We start from the raw sequence: 19,476 nt of genomic DNA, 5'->3' as shown, positions 1-19,476 counted from the left end.
AATTCACGCTACTTGCGGAAATCATAAATAAACCCTGTCGCCTTGAAGGTCTGCGTCGAGTTTTTCAACCATTTCCGTATAGTCACGCTCCAACTGCCAGAAGCGTAACGTCATTTTAGCATTAGATACAGAAAGTTTATCATAAAATTTCATAATAATCTCTACTTCTTCTGGCTGTGTTGTCTTTTTTACTTTTTTATTATGCGAGATATTGCGTGTCAGAAGGTAAATTGTGGAAAATGAACTGCGACTGAACTCCAATGCCTTGAGGACGACAATCAGGGCCTCCGCGTTGGTATCATAGATAAAACGGCTGATTTTCAGGTAGTCCAGAGACGAAAGCTCAGCCAGGCCAATCATGAACAATCGGATTTGACGACTGCGTAAAGCCTTCACCAGGAATTTCTCGTTAAGTTCCTTCCGCTTGGATAATTCGGAGATTAATGTATCTGCGCTGGAATTTTTCTCTGCGACATCATAGCGATACTCGGATTTCGCAGCAGCGACGATCCTCTCGTTGAGCTCCAGCTCGTCTATCTCGAAATTTTCCAGAATATGACGGCGCAGCGCGGCCGATACCCACCAGAACATTTTATGGGCAAGGTCAACGGGAATATCATGGCGGGCGATCAGGGGCTCCTGAAAGCGATCGATGCGCCGAGATTCCTCAACAAGATATTCCATGCTTTTGCGGGAGATCTTGGCGTCACCATTTTCGATAAGATGCGAAATTACATCTTCGTCGCCAAGGCTTATCAACATATCACTCAAGGTCGTATTCAGGTCATCCCGCTCGGCAATGGCAAGCATGTGCTCCTTACCGCGGTTCTGAATAATTTCGATCAGGTCGGGTTCTACCAGAAGATGGCTCTTGAACAGAATAGGGCGCGCGACCTCAATGTCGTCATTGGCAAGCAGTGTAACCAATCCATGGGGAACATTTTCAAGACCCGCCAGCTCTTCTGCCAAATTCTGCCGTATTGTTGTCTCAATTTCTGAAAGAAGCTTGGTCAGGATACTGACGATAAGGGCGTGCTCCTGCTCGCTCAGACGTTCTTCGTCCTTCATAAACAAGTCGCTTAGATTGTTGAATAGTTGACGGCGCCCGCGTTTGCTGCTGTCTTTCGACAGCGCAACCAGCCTCGCGAGTTCCTCATCGTGACCTTCTGTCATGTCAATTCCGTTTTAATCCTATCCATACCCAGCTTATCTGACAGCCAACTTCTTCCTAAACGGGAAATTCAGACATCCCTGAAAGGCTCCGTTAAGACAATATCCTTTGCCCGCGCAAGTCAATTTTAACGCCTCAACATGATACAGCGACATTAAATTCCCGTTAATCATCGGGCTCATTGCGAGATTAAAGTAGGCAAAGACTCCATAATTTCGCCGTGAATTAATGTATTATTCTACCTCAGCATGGCGATGAGGAAAGCGGTGAAATTAAAGAAACTGCGAAAAAGTGAAGTTTTTCGGAGGATTTATGCCGATATTATTTAATGTTCTCGAAGAATTTTTGGTGTTTTACAATTCGTTAAGATTGTGAGGGCAAAATAAGCCCTGATTTCCATGAGTTTGATTTTTCATAAAACGCATGTAACCGGTTGTACTAAGGAAATATTGTGACTGAAGATTATCATGAGCTAACCAGGTTGATTGAGCGGCTCCATCGTCGTTTTCTGGACGTATTGCGGACCGAACTTGCCCTGATGGAGATTACGGATATCAATGCCGTTCAGGCCTTGTTGCTGGCCAATATCGGGAATGAAGAAATAAATGTCCGCGAGCTTATGTCCCGCGGGTACTATCAAGGGTCTAATGCGTCTTATAACCTGAAGAAGCTGGTCGAGATGGGCTATCTTCTGCAGGAAAAATCAGAGCGTGACCGTCGCGCAACCATGATCAAACTCTCCGAAAAGGGGCTTGATATGGTTGAAAAGCTTGCTGAAATGGAACAGAAACAATCAGACCTTCTTGCTCGGTCGAACCCGGCGCCCGACGTTGCCGAGACCCGCAAGCATTTGCGTCAGATTGAGCGCATCTGGACCGACTATATCCAGTACGGCGCGCAATAGGCAATCCACCTACTTCCTTTCTATTTAGCTATGAAATGTGTTTGTTGTTGCCGGTTTTAGCTACCTGCAATGGATTTGCTTGACCGTATTAATTGTTTGTTAAGACTCTTCAGTTACCTTTTATCTCTGCGGAGTGCCGCAAATGAATATTTTGATTCACTAATGAGATATAGGAGAGGAGTTGCGTAATGGACGTAACCCCATTCGGAAAACAAGTTGCGATGCCATCTACGCTGCACGTCAGCAGCTCTGTAGATCGTGGAAATTCGGCTAACAATTTGGAAGGTAAACTTCCGGTGTCGCCGGGCATGAGTGCAGCTATTGAAGACCCTGTAAAACGTGCCGAAGAAACCATTGGCGCCCTTTTTACTGATTCAAGATTTCCATCCGGTCGCTTTTCCATCGACCAAGATGAAGAAAGCGGTCGATATGTCTACCGTCTTATCGACCAGCAGACAGACGAAGTCCTGAAGCAGTTTCCAGGCGATTATGTTCTTCGACGTGTCGCTTATTATCGCGAATTGCAAGGGCTGGCTGTCAATAGCGAAGTCTGACATCGTCTGTTTGTTTCCTTAAATTACCTGATTGATGGCAATTGCGCCATTGACCGCCCGCGCGTTCCTGTTTGAAAGAGGATCAGCGACGGCGGCTCTTGCCGTATAACCACGCGGCGGGGCTTTTTTCTTTGCCACCTCATCTGCAACTGATTTGACCAGGCCTTCCGTCACGGTTCTTGCCGTTGACAGTTTCCGGAAATGGCGGTCAAGAACGGTGTAGAAATCCTCACTTGTTTTTTTAAGGTGATCAATCTCGGATTTTGGAAACGCCTTGAAGGAGTCCGGGTTCTTTTTCACCAGAGTCATTTGTTGATTATAGGTTGCAATCAGGCGGGTTTTTTCATTCAGGGTTGCCTTGAACCCTTCCGGATTATTTTCATGAAGCAGTTTGTTTTCCTGCTCTAGGATATCGCTTAACCGCGCAATAAGGCGGGCGAGGGCGTCTGGCTTCATCAGGACAGGGCCATTATTCTGGGTTTCAGCGGTCATTTTACTATACCTCCTGTAGCGCCAACATTTCTCGATAAACCGCATCGGCAATACCAACACTGTTATTACGGCTCATAGACTTGGCATGTTCATCATTGAGCATGGACCGAAACATTTTCTCGGACTCGCCACCACCGAATGTCTTGTCGGCTTCCAGGCCGGCAGACATAGAATTCAGGACCTGACTGAGGAAGAAGGCCTCGAACTCAACGGCGGTTTGCCGGATCTGCTCTTCACTCCGGGTGCGGCCGTTTTTATCGGTCCCGCCGGGATCGGTGATAAAATTGGTGGAAGTTGCCTGAATATTAGTCATTACATCAACTCTATATCTGCCTGTAGGGCGCCTGCGGCCTTGATTGCCTGGAGAATGGAGATCATGTCCCTTGGGCCAATGCCGAGCGCATTAAGCCCGTCAACAAGATCCTGAAGACGTACGCCTTCTTTAAGGATAGTCAGCTTTTTCTCGTTGTCGTCATCTACTTCGACTTCGGTGCGTGGCACAACTACGGTCTCACCGGTTTCCGAGAAGGGGGCCGGTTGGGAAACCTGGGGTGTTTCGGTAATGCGCACCGTAAGGTTGCCCTGGGCAATCGCGACCGTATCCACCTTGACCTCACTGCCAATCACAATGATGCCGGACTGTTCGTCAATTACAACACGTGCGACCTGGTCGGGTTTAACCTGTAGCTGCTCAATATCCGCCAGCAGATCAACCATGTTCTCCCGCTCGCTGCCCGCCAGGTTAAGAACGACGGTGGAAGGGTCCGTTGGTTCAGCAATCGGTTTGCCAATATAGGTATTGATGGCGCCGGCAATCCGGCGGGAGGTTGTCAGATCCGGGTTGCGAAGGGAAATGCGCAAGCTCGTAAGCGAGGCGAGATCAAAACCGAGTTCGCGCTCGACAATTGCGCCATTTACAATTCGGGCTGTGGTTGGAACGCCGCGGGTAATGCTCTCCGCGGCACCGCCAGCAGAAAAACCGGCAACTGTCAGGGTGCCTTGTGCCACTGCATAAACTTCGCCGTCCGCCGCCATCAAGGGGGTAACCACCAGTGTTCCGCCCATCAGGTTTGTGGCATCGCCAAGCGAGCTTACGACGATATCAACTGTTGTTCCCTGACGTTGGAACGGGGGCAGGGTGGCCGTAACGACCACTGCCGCGACGTTCTTGGTTTTCAGTGTCTCACCGCTGGTGTTTACGCCGAGACGTTCCAGCATGGCCACCAGGCTTTGTTCTGTGAACGGAGAATTAGAAAGCGAGTCGCCTGTGCCGTTCAATCCGACAACAAGACCGTAGCCAACCAGAATATTGTCACGAATGCCTTCAAATTCCGCGATATCCTTCACGCGTGAGGCGGCATTGGCTGCATCAAACGACCAGAGAAAGCAGCTAAGTGCGACGAAAATTGCCGTTAGATGCCGAGATTTCGCCTTAGACTGCGCTACGATTTGTTGGACTAACTTCAAGACCATCAATAAAATCCGTTCTTCGATATTCAAAATTTTCTAATTTCGATAAAATAGAAGCGAAAAGCGTGCCAGTTTTTTTGTGATTTAACTTATTGATTTATATGTAAAAAATTTATATTAATAAGAGATTATGATCAAGGCGGGCAATATCTTCCCCTTGACCGGGAAAGAATGTCCCATGAGAATAGAAAAGGACGGCAATTGTCCTTCAAATGTGACGGGGTAACGTTTCTAATATGAAAGTAGGCGGACCAGGCCGGACAAGCGCAGCATCCGGGAGCAAGGGCGGCAAGGCATCGCAGAAATCCGGGGCGAAGTTCTCTGTTGAGAGCGATCCGGTTGAAGCGTCTGTCGCCGGCGGCGTTTCATCGTCCTCTCCCATTAGCTCGATTGATGCGCTTGTTGCCTTGCAGGGAGTTGACGATAACTTGCCGAAGGGCAACAAGAAGGCGCTGGCGAAGGGTCATGACCTTCTTGAAAAACTGGAATCTATTCGCGATGGCCTGCTGACAGGTTCTTTAACGGCGGATAAGCTTAAGCAATTACAGGCGACATTGTCCGGTTATAATGTTGCAGATGCCGATCCGGCCCTTCAACAAGTTATCAAGGATATCGAGGTAAGGGCAGCTGTTGAACTCGCCAAATTCGGTTATTGATACTTTTCGTCCCCCGGTTCTGTGTATTTTCCTCCTGAAATCCCTTGATTATCATCAGGGCTTCATAAATATCGTGTTTTAATGGAATAGGATGTTGCTAATAAAGCCACGATCTTATATTTATTCCGTTATTTTTCTGGATGTCCGTGTTAAGGCATTTAAGATATGGGAACTGGAGTCGCTTAATGAACGTTCAAATTCCTGAAGACTATCGTCCATCCGAGGACGAGCCATTTATGAATACCCGACAGCAAGAATACTTTCGTGCAAAATTGATGAAGTGGCGGAATGAAATCCTGGCGGATGCCAGCCAGACAATTCTGAGCTTGCAGGAAGAAACGGTGAAAGAGCCGGATATTGCAGATCGCGCATCGACCGAGTCTGAAAGGACGCTGGAACTACGAACGCGGGATCGTCAACGCAAATTGATCGGCAAGATTGACGCCGCTCTACGCCGGATTGACGAAGGACAATACGGATATTGCGTGGAGACGGGTGAACCGATCTCCCTCAAACGATTGGAAGCTCGGCCTGTTGCGACCTTAAGCCTGGAAGCGCAGGAACGTCATGAACGCCGCGAAAAAATCTACCGCGACGACTAAATAATCTCAGGACTTCTGAGACAATAAAAAAGCCGGTCCATTTGGAACCGGCTTTTTTTTTGTGTCAGGTCGACCCTTAGAAGGGGAAGATGATATCGAAGAGCTGCTGACCATAGCGTCCCTGCTGGACGTCTGTCAGGTGGCCACGGCCGCCATAGGCGATGCGGGCTTCGGCAATTTTTGCCGATTCAATCGTATTGGAGGAGGTGATATCCTCCGGCCGGACAACGCCGGTGACCGAGAGATCGCGGCTTTCAAAGTTCACACGCACTTCCTGACGGCCAACGATGACCATGTTACCATTGGGAAGGATCTGTGTCACGATGGCGGCAATTTCCATGTTAATGGTTTCATTCCGGTTGACCGCGCCGGACCCTTTGACGCTGTGATCACTGCCCAGATCGATTAGGGCTTCCGCGCTTGTACCCTCCGGCAATATTTTCTCGACTTGCGACTCAAGGCCCAGCAATCCTGCGAAACCGGCATTCTCGGATGAAGCTCGCGTCGTATCGGTGGAGTTATTCAGCGTGGCCTTGTCCTCAATCTCAACAAGCACGGTCACGATATCACCAACCTGGTTTGCCCGTTGATCCTTGAAGAAGGCCTTGGAACCGGGCCGCCACAGGGAGTTTGCCTGCTGGAGCACGGGCTCAGGGCGCGGCATCGGCATGGAGACAGGCTGGTAATCTTTCTGCGCCACCGGATTTTCAATCTTGGAAAGGGGCGGTTCTGACCCGACATTGGCAATACGGTTGAAGAAGTTGCATCCGGACAGGGCAACACCCAATCCGATCACCAAAGAGAAGCGGGCGATATTTTTAATCTGATGTTTCATGGGGTGCTCCTTTATTCTTTGATGTCGCTAGCGGACGCCAACTGAGGCTGGCGGGTAATGATCCGCACTTCTTGCGAGTTGATAACCTGCGCCTGGATAATTTTGCGGCTGTTAATGTTTTCAACCCGGATCACGTCATCTTCACCGCCGGTTTCCAATGTGCGTCCCATTACGGATAAGTACATACCACCCTGTTCCAGTGTTACGGCGACCAGCTTGCCTTTCTCCACAAGCACGGGATCTCCCAGGTTGCTGATGTTGATGGGCATCCCGGAACGAACGGACCGCCGGGGACTCTTGCCGATTAGATGGGCGGCGTCAAGAACGACATGGTGTCCTACCTTGCTGACGCGTTCCGCTTTAAAGTCAATGTCACTCTCGCGGATTTCCTCGCCTGCGGATTTAAAACGTTTAAGAACCGGGACCAGAATCTGCTGGTGAACCTGTCCATTTAACCTGATGCGCTGACCATTTTCTGAATGGGCTGGCGCAAGAATTTCAGCAACGAACTGACCACTTTCCTTATTCACATAAAGATTCTCGACGGATACGGTCTGTGGCTGTTCCGCAGCGATCTGAATGTTCAGGTTTTGTATTGGCAGGTTCATTTCGAAAAGGTCCAGATCCAGTTCATATTCCAGGGCGGCCCGAATTTGATCGGTTATAACCTGATGCGAGATGGTCGTTCCCAAACGGCGAACCGAAATGCGACGGATCGGTGTTGCCGGACGCCAATCAAGTCCATGTGAATGAACATAGCGCGCGACAGAGACAGCCTTGAACACTGTTGCTTTACCGGGAGCGGGAGCGGGCGCAATGACTTGCGCTGCTTTGTCACCCGCACCGATGAAAAGATCGCCAATAGTAATCTGCTCCCCTTCGACGGTAATATCACGGCGAAGGGTTATCGTATCAGCGGCGACAGCAACTGTCGGCGCGGTTACGGCGATTATCAGTGCTAAAACGATTGTAAGATATTTCATAGCTGTCTCTTTCATTCTAGAAAGTTTTTATCGTCCGAGCTGGTTGGTAACGGACATCATTTCGTCGGCGGCAGTAATCGTTTTCGAGTTCATTTCATACGCGCGCTGGGCACTGATGAGCTGGGTGATTTCCTGCACGGCATTCACGTTGGACATTTCAAGATATCCCTGACGGAGGGTGCCAAAGCCGGTGGAGCCGGGCACGCCGATTGTCGGGGCGCCAGATGCCGTACTTTCTTTGTAAAGGCTATCGCCCAGTGGTTGCAGACCGCCTTCGTTAAAGAAAATAGCGAGATCAAGCTGACCCACGGTCTGCAGATTGACCTGTCCATCGATCTGGACTTCCACCTCACCACTCGGGTTAATGGTTACGCTGGTGGCGTCCTGCGGAATGGTGATGCTGGGGATGACTGTAAATCCGTCCTGCGTTACGATTTCACCGGTGGGGCTCAACTGAAATGAACCTGCCCGGCTGTATGCTTCTTCCCCGCTGGGGAGCAGAACACGGAAGTACCCTTCGCCCTGAACAGCCAAGTCGTAGGTATTCCCTGTTGATTCCAGCCCGCCCTGTTCCGTGATACGATAGACCGAGGCGGTTTTTACACCGACACCGATCTGGATACCGGCCGGAACAATCGTCCCTGCATCCGAAGATGCCGCACCGGCACGTTCCATATCCTGATACAATAAGTCCTGAAACTCCGCGCGCTGACGCTTAAAGGCGGTTGTGGTCATGTTGGCGATATTATTCGAAATAACATCTACGTTAAGCTGCTGGGCCAACATACCTGTGGCGGCAATACCAAGTGCTCGCATTATCTTTTTCCTTCTTTACTGTACCGTAGGCATTTCTTCGATGGTTTTCATCTGCAGTTCATGTTCTGAATCCAGCAGCTGTTGGGCTGATTGATAGGCCCGCATGATGTCAATCATCGCTGTCATCTCCAGAATGGGCTGGACGTTCGACTTTTCCAGAGTGCGCTGCATGATGTTAACGTCGGTTGTGGCCTGTGGCTGGAAATTTTCCGCGTCATAAAGGCCGCTGCCGACCTGTTTTAGAACTTGCGGGTTTTCAAAATCGAAGAGGCCGATTTTCTGCGTTTGCCCCGGGCCGGTCGTTACCGTGCCGTCCGGTGCAACAGTGAGTTCCTGGAACTGGAGATTAACCGTAATTTTGCGGTTGTTTTCATCCAGCAAAGCCTGGTTGTTGATGGTTACGATATTGCCATCAGGGTCGAGACGGAAGCTGCCATTGCGTGTATATCGAATACCTTCTGGCGTTTCGATGGAGAAATATCCCTCTCCGCTGATGGCAAGATCAAGGGGCCGGCCAGTATGGGTAAACTCGCCTTCGCGCAGGTCACGATAGCTGCCATAGTCCTGAACAAAGGAGACAGCGTCCTGGTCCGGCCGTTTAACAAGGAACTCCTCAAACAACGGATGTTCGCTCTTAAAAGCGGTCGTGTTAACGTTCGCGAGGTTATTTGCGGTAATGTCCATGCGCCGTTTCAGCGCCATCTGCTGGGACAATCCTATGAATACTGCGTTTTCCATATCTCTGCCTTTCTGGCACAAAATGATCTGCCTAAGTATATGCAGACCCCGTGCCAGAAAAAAATATTAATTAAAACAAATACTTAGATATAAATATGTAAGTTGGGGCGGAAAGTCAGCGGTGTAAATCCTGTCACAGGCGGCAATTTTTTCCCAGTACACTGGAAAGGCCCGCCGGTAGATTTCCATTTATCCGTAAAATTTGCGGCTTTCTGTAAAAGATTTGGAAGGCATCAACCTCTTGTTAACCAAAGCGGCCTAATCTGTGATCAGTTATTAACGGTCTCATTTGTCAAAGGTACGCAACGAACGATGGTTGACAAGACTGAAGAAGAGGCTTTGGACGCCGATCAGGAAGAAGGTGGCGAGCCGAAGAAAAAAAAGAAGCTTAGCGGTAAAGTTATGGTTCTTTTTATTCTTTTGCCCCTGCTCATTATTGGCGGTGGGGCCGGTGGGGCTTATTTTGCCGGTGTATTCGATGCACCAGAGCCAACAGACGAAGAAATTGCTGCCGAAGCCGCAGCGAAGAACAAGAAAGTTGTATTCTACGATTTGCCTGAAATGCTGGTCAATCTCAGCACGAGCAACTCATCAAGCAGCTTTCTGAAACTTGGCGTCTCGCTGGAACTGGAAGATGAATCCGCTATTGCGGATCTGGAGCTTCTGATCCCGCGGATCATGGATAATTTCCAGGTTTATCTTCGTGAACTGCGGAAAGAGGATCTGAACGGGTCCCAAGGGGTTTTTCGCCTTAAAGAGGAGTTGCTGATGCGGATCAATAGTTCAGCCGCTCCCGTCAAGGTGAATGACGTATTGTTTAAAGAAATGCTGGTTCAGTAGGTAAAGTATATGTCTGATCAAGACGAAGAAATGGAAATGGCCGCGGCAATGGCGGATATGGAAGACGGAGAAGGCGACGATTCTGCCGAGGACATAGGTGGTCATAGCACGCGTGTTCTGAACCAGGATGAAATCGACAGCCTGCTCGGTTTTGACATGGAAGGCGAAGATAGCCCTGATAGTTCCGGTATCAGGGCCATTATCAATTCCGCGTTGGTCAATTATGAACGCCTCCCGATGCTGGAAGTGGTGTTCGACCGGCTGGTTCGGATGATGACGACATCGCTGCGTAACTTTACATCCGATAATGTTGAAGTCAGTCTTGATAATATTACCTCTATCCGTTTTGGTGATTACCTTAACTCCATTCCGCTGCCCGCTATCTTGAGCGTTTTCCGCGCAGAAGAGTGGGACAATTTCGGTCTGATCATGGTCGAAAGCTCCCTGATTTACTCGGTGGTCGACGTCCTGCTCGGTGGTCGTCGCGGGACAGCGGCGATGCGGATCGAAGGCCGTCCTTATACGACCATCGAACGCAATCTGGTGGAGCGAATGATTTCAGTTGTTCTTGCCGACATGACAGGTGCCTTCGAACCTTTGAGCCCGGTTACATTCCGGCATGAGCGAATTGAGACTAATCCGCGCTTCGCGACGATTGCCCGTCCGGCCAATGCGGCAATCCTGATCAAGCTTCGGATCGATATGGAAGATCGCGGCGGTCGGTTGGAAATGCTTTTGCCATACGCAACTCTGGAACCCGTTCGAGAGTTGCTCCTGCAGATGTTCATGGGTGAAAAATTTGGTCGCGACAGCATCTGGGAAAATCATCTGGCAACCGAATTATGGTCGACCGAGGTTGATATCCAGGCCGTTCTTGATGAAAAAAAGATGTCGCTAAATGATGTTTTGAACCTGAAAATTGGTGATACGGTCATGTTTAATGCCTCACCGGATAGCCCGACGACCTTGCGTTGCGGCGGTATCTCGATGGTGTCGGGTAAAATGGGGCGGTCGGGCCAGAACATTGCGGTCAAGGTTGATAAGTCACTCAGGCCAATGGGTTAGAATAATGATGGAAAACTTACCCCTCGATTTTCTGCTAAATCTATTTCTTGTCGGATTGCTGCTGGCAACCATCGGCTATTGCGCGATGCTAAACAAGCGCTTATCGAATATGCGTGACGCCCATACGGAACTGCGCCAGTTGACAGAAGAATTTGACAAGGCGCTCGTTCGGTCGAAAACCGGGGTGGAGGAGTTGAAGACACTGGCATCTACGACCGGCAGTCAGTTTGCCGTCGAAATCAAGCAGGCACGTGAACTCATTGAAGAGCTGCAACTGATTAACGCTAGTAGCACGCGCATTGCCGATCGCCTTCAAAAGGGCGTGGAGTCTTCTTCTAAACGAGAGTTTACCGGAATTTATGATGACGACCCTGCCGGCCTTTTCGATGACGATGATATTGCGCCGCCGCGTCCGACGGAGGAGCCGACGAAATTTCGCTCCGACGCGGAAAAGGAACTTTTTGACATGCTGACGAAATCGACTTGAGGCAGGGCCGCTAGATGATGAAACATATTCGTATTTTGCCCGTTACGGTCGTTGCGCTGGGTTTGATATTCAGCCTCAAACTGAGCGCTGTCTGGACGGATGCACAGGGCGTTCTTTTCGATGTCGAAGTTGCCAAGGCGCAAGCCAGTGAAGCGAAAGAAGATGTTAAGCCGGACGCAGTCGCTACAGACACCGAGGAACAAGTGACGGCTGCTGAGGCAGCGTCGGTTGATGAGGCCGCCAGGGAAGCGACGGTTGCATCGACGGAACCTGCAGTCGCGCATCAGTACTCAAAGAGTGAAATTGCTGTTCTTGAACGTTTGGTTGATCGCCGCGCGGAACTTGACCGCCGTAACGAAGAGTTGGATATGCGTGATAATCTGCTCAAGGCGACGGAAACGAGAATTGATGAAAAAATCAATAAATTAAAAGAGATGGAGGCTACTCTTAATTCTCTTCTGCAAGCCCATGATGAACAGGAAAAGGCTCAAATGGACAGCCTGGTCAAGATTTATGAAAAAATGAAGCCGAAAGATGCGGCGCGTATTTTCAACGATCTTGAAATGGAAATCCTGATCGATGTCGCAAGCAAGATTAAGGAAGCCAAAATGGCCTCTATCTTGGCGGCGATGAATGGCAAACGCGCGAACAAGCTGACCGTTGAGCTGGCAACGCGCCGTCAACTTCCGGGAGCGGATGACGACAAAAGCTAGTCACTGATTAGGATTTTTTATTCTTGCGGTAAATTAAGAGAATTACCGCTCCTCTTTACCGCTGATTAACCAATGCCGGGTAAAATTTGCCTATCTCAAAACGCTGAGACGAAGTGTTTGAACAAATAGGCAGGTGACCGGGTGAGCGGGACGGAAAATCAAAACACGGTGATACTCGATATCGGGGAGTCTTTGACGGGCCCGGCACGGGAAAACAATGCCAACGCCGTTATCTTCGTTTCACTGTATCTTCTACTGCTCGCCTTTTTTATCTTTCTGCATTCGATTTCCGTTATGCAGGAAGAACGTGTGCGAACGGTTCTTGGAAGCGTAAATATTGCCTTTGCAGGCCTGTCCACCGATACACCGGCGGATCGGCAGAAGAAGCTTTCCGGGGAAGAGCAAGGGACGCAGACCTTTCATGCGAAACTGAAGAATGTTTTTGAAACTGCTGTTCCCCTTATAGAATCTCGTTTTACAAAAGGGGGAACGCGACTTCAGTTCTCCGTTCCGATCCGCCAATTATTCGCTTACCGCAGCCTGGAATTGCGCGACACTCTAGGTACATTTCTAGAGGATGTGGCAACAACGCTGATTGCCCGGAATAACAACATTGCAACTGATCTCGAAATTCTCATCGGTACCGGGGTAACACTTCCTGAAATTGGCGATATGGCAGACGATATCGCCGCACAGCGGATTAGCTATCTTTCACAGCTCCTCATGGAGAAGGGAGTGCCTTCCCGGAATATCTCCATCGGAATGGCGGCGGGAGATGCCGGGTTTATCCATTTCAGCTTTTTTCTGCGCCCTTCACTGGAGTTCCAGTTCCGGCCGGAGGTAAGCCCGAAATGAATTTTCTGTTCCCACTGCGCAAGGAGCCCACAAATACCAGTACAGCCTGGATGACGTCTCTGGCCGATTTGCTCGCTCTGTTACTCGCCTTTTTTGTGCTTCTATTCTCGATGAGCGAAATCAAGGTTGATCGCTGGCAGACCCTGTCGGAAACCTTTGGTAACAAGATGAGTGATATTACCAACCTGGTGACCAAGACGGGCGAGGCGGATAAGAATATGGCCATGATCAATGAGCCGAAAGCCATTGATCTCGCCTATCTGGAACACATTCTGAACGGGAAGAAACAGCAGAATTCGTTACTCGCTAACGTCGATATCTTTCGCGCCGAAGAACGGTTGGTCATTTCTCTTGCCGGGTGGGATTTCTTCAGGTCCGGGGCGGAGAAAGAAGGCAGCGATGTCGCAGAGGTGATTAACATGATTGGGACGGCTCTCCGTCATATCAGCAATCAGGTTGAGGTCTATGGTCATACAGACCCGGACCCGATCACGTCTCCAACGGCAAAATATCCGAATAACTGGGCGCTGTCACTTGCCCGGGCAATGTCGGTCGCGAACGAACTTGAAAATTCTGGATACAGCAATCCGATACGGGTTTTTGGCATGGCGGATTCCCGTTTTAATGAACTCATTCTCGTTGATGACGAGGATAGAAAATATGCGCTGGCACGACGCGTGGACATCGTCGTGCGAGAGGCTGAGGGGCAAGGAAAATAATATGAACCGTATTATAAATCATGGGGTTAGGCTTCGTGTTGGGCAGTTGGTGTTCATCAGTATGCTGGTTGTTGCGCTTCTCTTGAGTGAAGCGATGGCCGCCGCACCGGTTACCGTGACTGCTGCGGACAGGGATAATGTCGGTCGGATTGTCTTTAATTGGGAGGAGCCAGCAGAATTCACCACAGAGCTGGAAGAGGGGTATCTCTATATCCGTTTTACCAAACCTTTTGATACAGATCTTGCCGCAGCCTCCAGCGCCTTGGAGAAGTATGTCGGCAAAGGTGAACTTCTTGAGGGACGGCAATCCGTTCGCTTTCTGTTGAAAAGCGACGTCCGGATAGCCTCTCGCAAAGACGGGAATGCTGTCATTGTCGAACTGGAAAAAGTATCCGACGTAAAGACGAAACAGCCAGGGGATAACAAAGTTCCAGTCAAATTAAGGAGCGGAGATCATGCGGGTTTCAGTCGTCTTGTATTTGACTGGCCAACAGCGACAACGACCTATAGCAGCCGTACCACTGAAGATAAGCTGATCATTACCTTTGATGCCTTGGCCAAGATGGAGGTTTCGGCATTTAACCGTGATCCCCTCGACCTGGCAAAGTCGGTCGCGGTTTCAGAAGTGGATGGCAAAACACAAGTCACCGTCCAACTGCTGCCGAACAGTACATCCCGCGGTTTTCGCGTTAAGAAAAGTATCGTTTTTGACATCCGGAAAGCCGATAAAAAAATAGAAACTGAGAAGGAAAAAGCGGCTGATGACGCGGTAGCTGAACCTACGCCCGTGGCTGAGACAGCGCCTGAGCCGGCCAAGATAGCAGAAGTACAGCAGGCAACCGCTCAAGTTCAAGATGAGCCGGAAAAGACGGAGCCGACGGCAATAGATGAAACTTCCCAACAGGAGTCCGAAGTTCGTGCAGAACCGCTGGCAAGGACACCCCAGAAAGGACCAGTCATTGAACTTCCTATTGTCAAGCTGGAGCCAAGGAAATCGCGAGCAAAACCGGAGCCTTTAGAAAAGTCGGTCGAGCAGGCCGTGGCCCGGAATGATACCGCACGGGAGTTACCTGCGCCGAAACCTGTCGCTGGCTCCGAGGTGGTCAAGGTGAGCGCGCCAGACAGCGATGAAGGGTTGAATTTTATTTCACCGGCTTCCGGTTCGGCAATCGTCGCCATCAGTCCGACAATTATGCTTGATCCGCCTGTTGCGGACAAGGAAGTAGCCGAGATCGAGAGGACGAAAGAGGAACCTCTTGTTATCAAGGATGCCGGGGAAGAGGCAGTGGCAAAAGTAGAGCCGAAAGTGGTTGTATCCTCACGCCTTGAAGCACCAAAGGGAAGCAGGTTGAATGTAAAAATAGCCAACCTGAAAGATGGCTTTCGCCTTATTTTTCCGTGGGATGAGCCGGCGGCGATGGCCATGTTCGAATCCGGCGGTGCCCATTGGATTGTATTCGATCGGGTATCAACGGTGGATTTCAAGAACCTATCGGGTCCCTACAAGTTTTTGGTTTCTAACGCCAGACAGCTGGACCATACCACGGCCACTTTACTCCGCTTTAATGTAAGGGAGGGATATGCGCCAAAGGTCAATAAGGTAAATGATGAATGGTATGTTGATTTTCAGCTGGATGCGGAACCTTCCATAACTCATCCGTTGGGTGTGCAGACGCAGGGTATCTCGGCGTCTGAATTTCGGGCCTTCATTCCAGCAGTCAACAACGGAAAGGAAATCCGCTTTATGGATCCCGCGGGCAGCGAAGAGCTGGTTGCCATGCCGCTCAACGGCTCGGGTTGGGGGATCGAGAAAGAGCGGGTATTCAATAGTATTACCGTCCTGTCCACGGTTCAGGGAATAGCGCTGAAATCTACAGCAGCAAGTATCAGGGTTGGCTATGAACAGAACGGACTTGCGGTCACAGCCATTTCCAATGAGTTTGCCGCACCAATGGAGCCAAAGGAAATTCCAAAAAAGCCGGGTGAGGAAATCTATCCCACACCGGAGATAGAAAAAGCGCAGTTTGTACGATTGGCGGAATGGCGTCAGGTGAATCCACTTCTCTATACAATTCGCAAGCAGGAATTGCAGAATGCTGTTGCGACGGCAGCAAAAAAGGAAAAGCGCCAGGCCAAAATTACACTTGCCAAATTTTATGTGGGGCAAAAACATAACGCCGAGGCCCTCGGCGCGTTGAATGACCTGATCCGGACCTATCCAAAGATTGAGAAAGATCGGGAGTATCGCCTGCTGAAGGGTCTTGCCCAATTGGGTATGCACCGGTATGAAGCCGCGGCTAACACTCTCTATCATCGTGATTTCGAGGGAGATGTAGAGGTTGCACCTTGGCGCGGCGTGGTATCTGCAGCCCTTGGCGATTGGGAACGCGCGGCGCAGGAACTTAATTTTTCTGCTCCCGCCTTTAACGTATATGAGAAAGAGTGGCGCGATCATTTTCGCTTGCTCCAGGCCCGTGCCGCGCTTGAGAATATTGATGTCAATCTGGCAAAGCAGGCACTCGAGCATGTAAAGACCCCTGAGACCAAAGAACAAAAGGCTGAAAAAGCTTATTTGGAGGGTGTCTTGGCCTTGCAGCTTAGCGATTTTCCGACCGCATCGGCAAAATTCTCGGAAGTCGTAAAAATCGGGTATCGGCCGGCTACGGAAAAGGCTCGTTTCAACAAGATCAATGTTGACCTAGTAGCTAAACTCATTACGCCAGAGCAGGCAATTGCTGAAATTGAGAAGCTGGATTTTGCCTGGCGCGGCGACGAGCTTGAGGTCGAGATGCAAAAACGTCTTGGCGATCTTTATGTCGCAACGGGTGAAATTGGGAATGGGCTGGAAACTTACAAGCGGATTGTCCGGCATTTCCCCCGGTCACCCTATTCACGGGATCTGGGCCGCAAGATGAATAACCTGTTCGCCGAGCTGTTTTTGGATGGCGCCGCAGACGAGTTGCCGCCGGTCAAGGCGCTTGCCATCTACTATCAGTATCGTGAGTTAACCCCGGTTGGGGATCGCGGTGATAAAATGATTCAGATGCTGGCAGATCGTCTGACACGTGTGGATCTGCTGGAGCAGGCGGCCCAACTGCTTGAGCATCAGGTTAACTTCCGCTTGAAGGGGCTGGAGAAAGCAAAGGCGGGAACAAAGCTTGCCGTAGTTCATCTTTGGAATGGCAAACCTGAGGAAGCTTTGCGTGTCCTTTATGATACGCGCTGGCGTCAGCTCTCTCCAGAGGAAAGAAAAGAGCGTATCTATATTGAGGCGCGGGCACAGGCCGGACTGCAGCATTACCGGGAAGCCCTTAATCTGATCGAGAGAGATAACAGTCTTGAAGCCGATGAATTACGGGCAGAAATTCACTGGAAGTCACGAAACTGGGCGCGCGCTATTCCGGCAATTGAAAAGCTGATCGGTAATGGCAGTAGTAGTTCGGATGAAGATTTTGCTCGGCTCGACCGGCAACGGATCATGCAGATTGCTGTTGCCCATAATCTTTCCAATGACAAGGCCGGTATTCGTAACCTGCGACAAAAATATATCGACCAGATGGAAGGGACAGCGGATCAGGCAGCGTTTGACCTGATCACGAAACAGAATGATCCATCAGAAACAGATTTTCGGGAGCGCGCGACAGTGATCGCCGAAGTCGGCAAGCTGGAATCCTTTATGGCCGGCTATCGTGAAAAGCTGGAAAATGGAGACTTCTGGGCGACGTACTAATCTTCCTCTTTCAGGATATCGCTATATAGCGCAGGATCGACGTTGCCGCCGGAGGCGATTGCCACCACTGTCTTGCCGTGAATATCTACCTTGCCTTCCAGGAGCGCGGCCAGGCCAACGGCGCCGCCGGGCTCTATCACGCATTTGAAATAGTGAAAGGCCGTGCGCATTGCCGCTTTAACTTCCTCATCCGTCACAACCAGGCCACCCGCCAGGGTCAGCTTATTGATGCCGAACGTAATCTTGCCGGGGGCAGGGGTCACAATGGCATCACAGATACTGCGATGGCCGTCTTCATTCTGCAGTATTTCACCTGCCGCGAGCGACCGGAAGGTATCGTCAAAGAACTCGGGTTCTGCGGAATAGATTTTAGTTGTTGGGCTCAGTTCACGTAAAGCAAGGGATGTACCGGCAATGAGGCCACCGCCGCCTGTCGGGGCGGTGCAGATATCAGCGCGAGTATCACGCGCTTTCAGTTGCTCCGCGATCTCGACCCCGACGGTACCTTGCCCCGATATGACGAAATAATTGTCATAAGGTTTAACGAGCGTAAGATTTCCATCCTTCGCGATTTTTTCGCCAATTTCCTCGCGCGACTGGTGGTACCGGTCATAGGTAACAACGGTCGCGCCATATCCGCGCGTGTTATTGAGTTTAATGGTGGGAGAATCTTCAGGCATCAGGATGGTCGCAGGAATCCCCAGTAACTTTGCTGAAAGGGCGACACCTTGCGCATGATTACCGCTGGAGTAAGCGATGACGCCCGCCGCTTTTTGCGCGGGCGACAGACGGCTGAGCGTGTTATAGGCGCCGCGGAATTTGAAGGATCCGGTATGTTGCAAGGTTTCACATTTCAGAAACAATCTTGCGCCCAGCTTCTCGTTCAGAGCGAGGGATTCTAGAAGGGGGGTGCGAACGGTAATTCCGCGTAGGCGCATCGCCGCATCACGAACGGACTGATAGGATGGCGTCTTATCGAACTCGAGCAATGAAATCATCCAGTTTTGTAAGGGTTTCAGGTTCATTCAGTAACGGGACATGACCACGGTTTTTCAAGACCAGTGTTTCCATGTTTGGATTTTCCTTTTTCATGCGGTCGAACACTGCCTCGCTCAGGACATCCGAGAGTGCGCCACGGATAGCGAGCGTGGGCACATCGTTCAGCTCCTTGAAGAAGGGCCAAAGGTCAACCTGCTCGTCGGAGTTAAGCTGCTCCGCCAGAGCCTTGCCGAGGTTGAGGTCGTAGTTAAGGCGATAGTTTTTTGCACCCTCGTCATAGATAAAGGTAGATTTTGCCTGTCCCAACCAATCTTCCTCGGTGATGTCGGGATAAGCGCCGCGATAAAGCTCCTTTTGCTTCTCCGCTGCTTCCTCTAGTGTCGCGTAGCGCACTTCCTTGCCAACATAGTCAAGAATGCGGCTGCTGCCAGATTTATCAACCTCCGGTCCGACATCATTCAGGATGGCGCCGGCAATGAAGTTCTTGGCAAAACCCGCCATTGCCATTGTCAGCAGACCACCGAGCGATGTACCGACAAAGAGCGCTTTCTCGATTTTCTTTTCAGTCAGGAATGCATAAATATCACCGATATAGACCTGCGGATTATAATTTTTGTAATTCGCGTCATAAGGTGATTTTCCGCGTCCGCGATAGTCGAGCGTGTAGACTGTTCGTGTTTTGGAATAGCGTTCCGCGAAGTCATGAAAGTCAAGGGATGAGCGCGTCAGACCGGAAAGGCAGAGGAGAGGGCTGGCACTTTGATCCGATCCATATTCCCTGTAATATAAGTTCAGGCCATCTGGCGAGGGGTAATATTCTTCCTTGAAAGACATAGGCAAGTTCTAT

At 50.3% G+C, this 19,476-nt stretch carries 21 protein-coding genes; 11 read left to right on the top strand and 10 right to left on the bottom strand.

Annotated elements, in window-relative coordinates:
* Positions 1 to 21: 21 nt before the first annotated feature.
* Complete coding sequence (locus GQE98_RS09240) at positions 22 to 1,173, bottom strand: DUF2336 domain-containing protein (protein ID WP_161315363.1); 1,152 nt, start codon at positions 1,171 to 1,173, stop codon at positions 22 to 24.
* Between the two features lie 449 nt (positions 1,174 to 1,622).
* On the opposite strand from GQE98_RS09240, the gene GQE98_RS09235 reads away from it, so the two are divergent.
* On the top strand, positions 1,623 to 2,075 hold the full coding sequence (locus GQE98_RS09235; protein WP_202526199.1) for a winged helix DNA-binding protein: 453 nt from the start codon (positions 1,623 to 1,625) through the stop codon (positions 2,073 to 2,075).
* A 188-nt stretch (positions 2,076 to 2,263) separates the two neighbouring features.
* Positions 2,264 to 2,629 carry a flagellar protein FlaG gene (locus GQE98_RS09230; protein WP_161315362.1) on the top strand — a complete coding sequence of 122 codons (366 nt, stop codon included), beginning with the start codon at positions 2,264 to 2,266 and terminating at the stop codon, positions 2,627 to 2,629.
* A gap of 18 nt (positions 2,630 to 2,647) precedes the next feature.
* Here GQE98_RS09230 and GQE98_RS09225 read toward each other — a convergent pair whose 3' ends face one another.
* From GQE98_RS09225 to GQE98_RS09215, 3 genes are read right to left on the bottom strand one after another with little or no spacing between them, the layout of a single operon-like run.
* Positions 2,648 to 3,121 (bottom strand): hypothetical protein, encoded by a 474-nt coding sequence (locus tag GQE98_RS09225; protein WP_161315361.1) that lies wholly within the window; start codon positions 3,119 to 3,121, stop codon positions 2,648 to 2,650.
* Between the two features lie 4 nt (positions 3,122 to 3,125).
* Positions 3,126 to 3,434: a rod-binding protein gene (locus GQE98_RS09220; RefSeq protein WP_161315360.1), complete on the bottom strand. Its 309-nt coding sequence runs from the start codon at positions 3,432 to 3,434 to the stop codon at positions 3,126 to 3,128.
* The gene (locus GQE98_RS09215; RefSeq protein ID WP_161315359.1) at positions 3,434 to 4,594 is read right to left on the bottom strand and encodes a flagellar basal body P-ring protein FlgI; all 1,161 of its coding nucleotides are present in this window, start codon (positions 4,592 to 4,594) and stop codon (positions 3,434 to 3,436) included. The genes GQE98_RS09220 and GQE98_RS09215 overlap by 1 nt, the downstream gene beginning before the upstream one ends.
* Positions 4,595 to 4,827: 233 nt before the next feature.
* Here GQE98_RS09215 and GQE98_RS09210 point away from each other — a divergent pair, with 233 nt between their 5' ends.
* On the top strand, positions 4,828 to 5,247 hold the full coding sequence (locus tag GQE98_RS09210; protein WP_161315358.1) for a flagellar assembly protein FliX: 420 nt from the start codon (positions 4,828 to 4,830) through the stop codon (positions 5,245 to 5,247).
* A gap of 185 nt (positions 5,248 to 5,432) precedes the next feature.
* Positions 5,433 to 5,849: an RNA polymerase-binding protein DksA gene (gene dksA, locus GQE98_RS09205; protein WP_161315357.1), complete on the top strand. Its 417-nt coding sequence runs from the start codon at positions 5,433 to 5,435 to the stop codon at positions 5,847 to 5,849.
* 76 nt (positions 5,850 to 5,925) lie between these two features.
* Here the strand turns inward: dksA and flgH are convergent, their stop codons facing one another.
* Genes flgH through flgF form a run of 4 tightly spaced genes read right to left on the bottom strand, consistent with a single transcriptional unit; the run spans position 5,926 to position 9,221 of the window.
* Positions 5,926 to 6,684, bottom strand: a complete 759-nt coding sequence (gene flgH / locus GQE98_RS09200) for a flagellar basal body L-ring protein FlgH (RefSeq protein ID WP_161315356.1) — start codon at positions 6,682 to 6,684, stop codon at positions 5,926 to 5,928.
* An 11-nt stretch (positions 6,685 to 6,695) separates the two neighbouring features.
* Entirely contained in the window at positions 6,696 to 7,667 is a 972-nt protein-coding gene (flgA, locus tag GQE98_RS09195) for a flagellar basal body P-ring formation chaperone FlgA (RefSeq protein WP_161315355.1), read from the bottom strand.
* Positions 7,668 to 7,694: 27 nt separating this feature from the next.
* A complete protein-coding gene (flgG, locus tag GQE98_RS09190; protein ID WP_161315354.1) occupies positions 7,695 to 8,483 on the bottom strand; it encodes a flagellar basal-body rod protein FlgG in 789 nt (262 codons plus the stop codon).
* Between the two features lie 15 nt (positions 8,484 to 8,498).
* Positions 8,499 to 9,221: a flagellar basal-body rod protein FlgF gene (gene flgF / locus GQE98_RS09185; protein WP_161315353.1), complete on the bottom strand. Its 723-nt coding sequence runs from the start codon at positions 9,219 to 9,221 to the stop codon at positions 8,499 to 8,501.
* A gap of 312 nt (positions 9,222 to 9,533) precedes the next feature.
* Between flgF and GQE98_RS09180 the strand changes: the two genes are divergently transcribed.
* The 7 genes from GQE98_RS09180 (at position 9,534) to GQE98_RS09150 (ending at position 17,630) form a co-directional block, all read left to right on the top strand.
* Entirely contained in the window at positions 9,534 to 10,061 is a 528-nt protein-coding gene (locus tag GQE98_RS09180; RefSeq protein ID WP_161315352.1) for a flagellar basal body-associated FliL family protein, read from the top strand.
* Between the two features lie 9 nt (positions 10,062 to 10,070).
* Positions 10,071 to 11,126, top strand: coding sequence for a flagellar motor switch protein FliM (gene fliM, locus GQE98_RS09175; RefSeq protein ID WP_161315351.1), 1,056 nt, complete (start codon positions 10,071 to 10,073; stop codon positions 11,124 to 11,126).
* A gap of 4 nt (positions 11,127 to 11,130) precedes the next feature.
* The gene (locus GQE98_RS09170; protein WP_161315350.1) at positions 11,131 to 11,613 is read left to right on the top strand and encodes a DUF6468 domain-containing protein; all 483 of its coding nucleotides are present in this window, start codon (positions 11,131 to 11,133) and stop codon (positions 11,611 to 11,613) included.
* A 14-nt stretch (positions 11,614 to 11,627) separates the two neighbouring features.
* Complete coding sequence (locus tag GQE98_RS09165; RefSeq protein ID WP_161315349.1) at positions 11,628 to 12,326, top strand: MotE family protein; 699 nt, start codon at positions 11,628 to 11,630, stop codon at positions 12,324 to 12,326.
* Positions 12,327 to 12,467: 141 nt separating this feature from the next.
* A complete protein-coding gene (locus GQE98_RS09160) occupies positions 12,468 to 13,181 on the top strand; it encodes a hypothetical protein (RefSeq protein WP_161315348.1) in 714 nt (237 codons plus the stop codon).
* On the top strand, positions 13,178 to 13,900 hold the full coding sequence (locus tag GQE98_RS09155) for an OmpA/MotB family protein (protein ID WP_161315347.1): 723 nt from the start codon (positions 13,178 to 13,180) through the stop codon (positions 13,898 to 13,900). The genes GQE98_RS09160 and GQE98_RS09155 overlap by 4 nt, the downstream gene beginning before the upstream one ends.
* 1 nt (position 13,901) lies before the next feature.
* On the top strand, positions 13,902 to 17,630 hold the full coding sequence (locus tag GQE98_RS09150) for a hypothetical protein (RefSeq protein WP_161315346.1): 3,729 nt from the start codon (positions 13,902 to 13,904) through the stop codon (positions 17,628 to 17,630).
* Here the strand turns inward: GQE98_RS09150 and GQE98_RS09145 are convergent.
* Entirely contained in the window at positions 17,627 to 18,628 is a 1,002-nt protein-coding gene (locus GQE98_RS09145; protein WP_161316251.1) for a pyridoxal-phosphate dependent enzyme, read from the bottom strand. The two genes, GQE98_RS09150 and GQE98_RS09145, sit on opposite strands and share 4 nt — an antisense overlap.
* The gene (locus GQE98_RS09140) at positions 18,603 to 19,463 is read right to left on the bottom strand and encodes an alpha/beta fold hydrolase (protein ID WP_161315345.1); all 861 of its coding nucleotides are present in this window, start codon (positions 19,461 to 19,463) and stop codon (positions 18,603 to 18,605) included. Before GQE98_RS09140 ends, GQE98_RS09145 begins: the two co-directional genes overlap by 26 nt.
* Between the last annotated feature and the right edge of the window lie 13 nt (positions 19,464 to 19,476).

Source organism: Sneathiella litorea (genome assembly GCF_009882915.1).
In the GTDB taxonomy this organism is placed as follows: Bacteria; Pseudomonadota; Alphaproteobacteria; order Sneathiellales; family Sneathiellaceae; genus Sneathiella; species Sneathiella litorea.
Note: the sequence above shows the minus strand (reverse complement) of the source record. Positions and strands in the feature narration are given on the sequence as shown.

Bases quoted from the DNA above. Each gene is read 5' to 3' on its own strand.
- GQE98_RS09220 (WP_161315360.1), bottom strand. From the start codon at position 3,434: ATGACTAATATTCAGGCAACTTCCACCAATTTTATCACCGATCCCGGC.
- GQE98_RS09240 (WP_161315363.1), bottom strand. From the start codon at position 1,173: ATGACAGAAGGTCACGATGAGGAACTCGCGAGGCTGGTTGCGCTGTCG.
- fliM (WP_161315351.1), top strand. From the start codon at position 10,071: ATGTCTGATCAAGACGAAGAAATGGAAATGGCCGCGGCAATGGCGGAT.
- flgF (WP_161315353.1), bottom strand. From the start codon at position 9,221: ATGGAAAACGCAGTATTCATAGGATTGTCCCAGCAGATGGCGCTGAAA.
- GQE98_RS09230 (WP_161315362.1), top strand. From the start codon at position 2,264: ATGGACGTAACCCCATTCGGAAAACAAGTTGCGATGCCATCTACGCTG.
- GQE98_RS09210 (WP_161315358.1), top strand. From the start codon at position 4,828: ATGAAAGTAGGCGGACCAGGCCGGACAAGCGCAGCATCCGGGAGCAAG.
- GQE98_RS09150 (WP_161315346.1), top strand. From the start codon at position 13,902: ATGAACCGTATTATAAATCATGGGGTTAGGCTTCGTGTTGGGCAGTTG.
- GQE98_RS09215 (WP_161315359.1), bottom strand. From the start codon at position 4,594: ATGGTCTTGAAGTTAGTCCAACAAATCGTAGCGCAGTCTAAGGCGAAA.
- GQE98_RS09170 (WP_161315350.1), top strand. From the start codon at position 11,131: ATGATGGAAAACTTACCCCTCGATTTTCTGCTAAATCTATTTCTTGTC.
- flgH (WP_161315356.1), bottom strand. From the start codon at position 6,684: ATGAAACATCAGATTAAAAATATCGCCCGCTTCTCTTTGGTGATCGGA.
- flgG (WP_161315354.1), bottom strand. From the start codon at position 8,483: ATGCGAGCACTTGGTATTGCCGCCACAGGTATGTTGGCCCAGCAGCTT.
- flgA (WP_161315355.1), bottom strand. From the start codon at position 7,667: ATGAAATATCTTACAATCGTTTTAGCACTGATAATCGCCGTAACCGCG.
- GQE98_RS09180 (WP_161315352.1), top strand. From the start codon at position 9,534: ATGGTTGACAAGACTGAAGAAGAGGCTTTGGACGCCGATCAGGAAGAA.
- GQE98_RS09145 (WP_161316251.1), bottom strand. From the start codon at position 18,628: ATGATTTCATTGCTCGAGTTCGATAAGACGCCATCCTATCAGTCCGTT.
- GQE98_RS09140 (WP_161315345.1), bottom strand. From the start codon at position 19,463: ATGTCTTTCAAGGAAGAATATTACCCCTCGCCAGATGGCCTGAACTTA.
- GQE98_RS09225 (WP_161315361.1), bottom strand. From the start codon at position 3,121: ATGACCGCTGAAACCCAGAATAATGGCCCTGTCCTGATGAAGCCAGAC.
- GQE98_RS09155 (WP_161315347.1), top strand. From the start codon at position 13,178: ATGAATTTTCTGTTCCCACTGCGCAAGGAGCCCACAAATACCAGTACA.
- GQE98_RS09165 (WP_161315349.1), top strand. From the start codon at position 11,628: ATGATGAAACATATTCGTATTTTGCCCGTTACGGTCGTTGCGCTGGGT.
- dksA (WP_161315357.1), top strand. From the start codon at position 5,433: ATGAACGTTCAAATTCCTGAAGACTATCGTCCATCCGAGGACGAGCCA.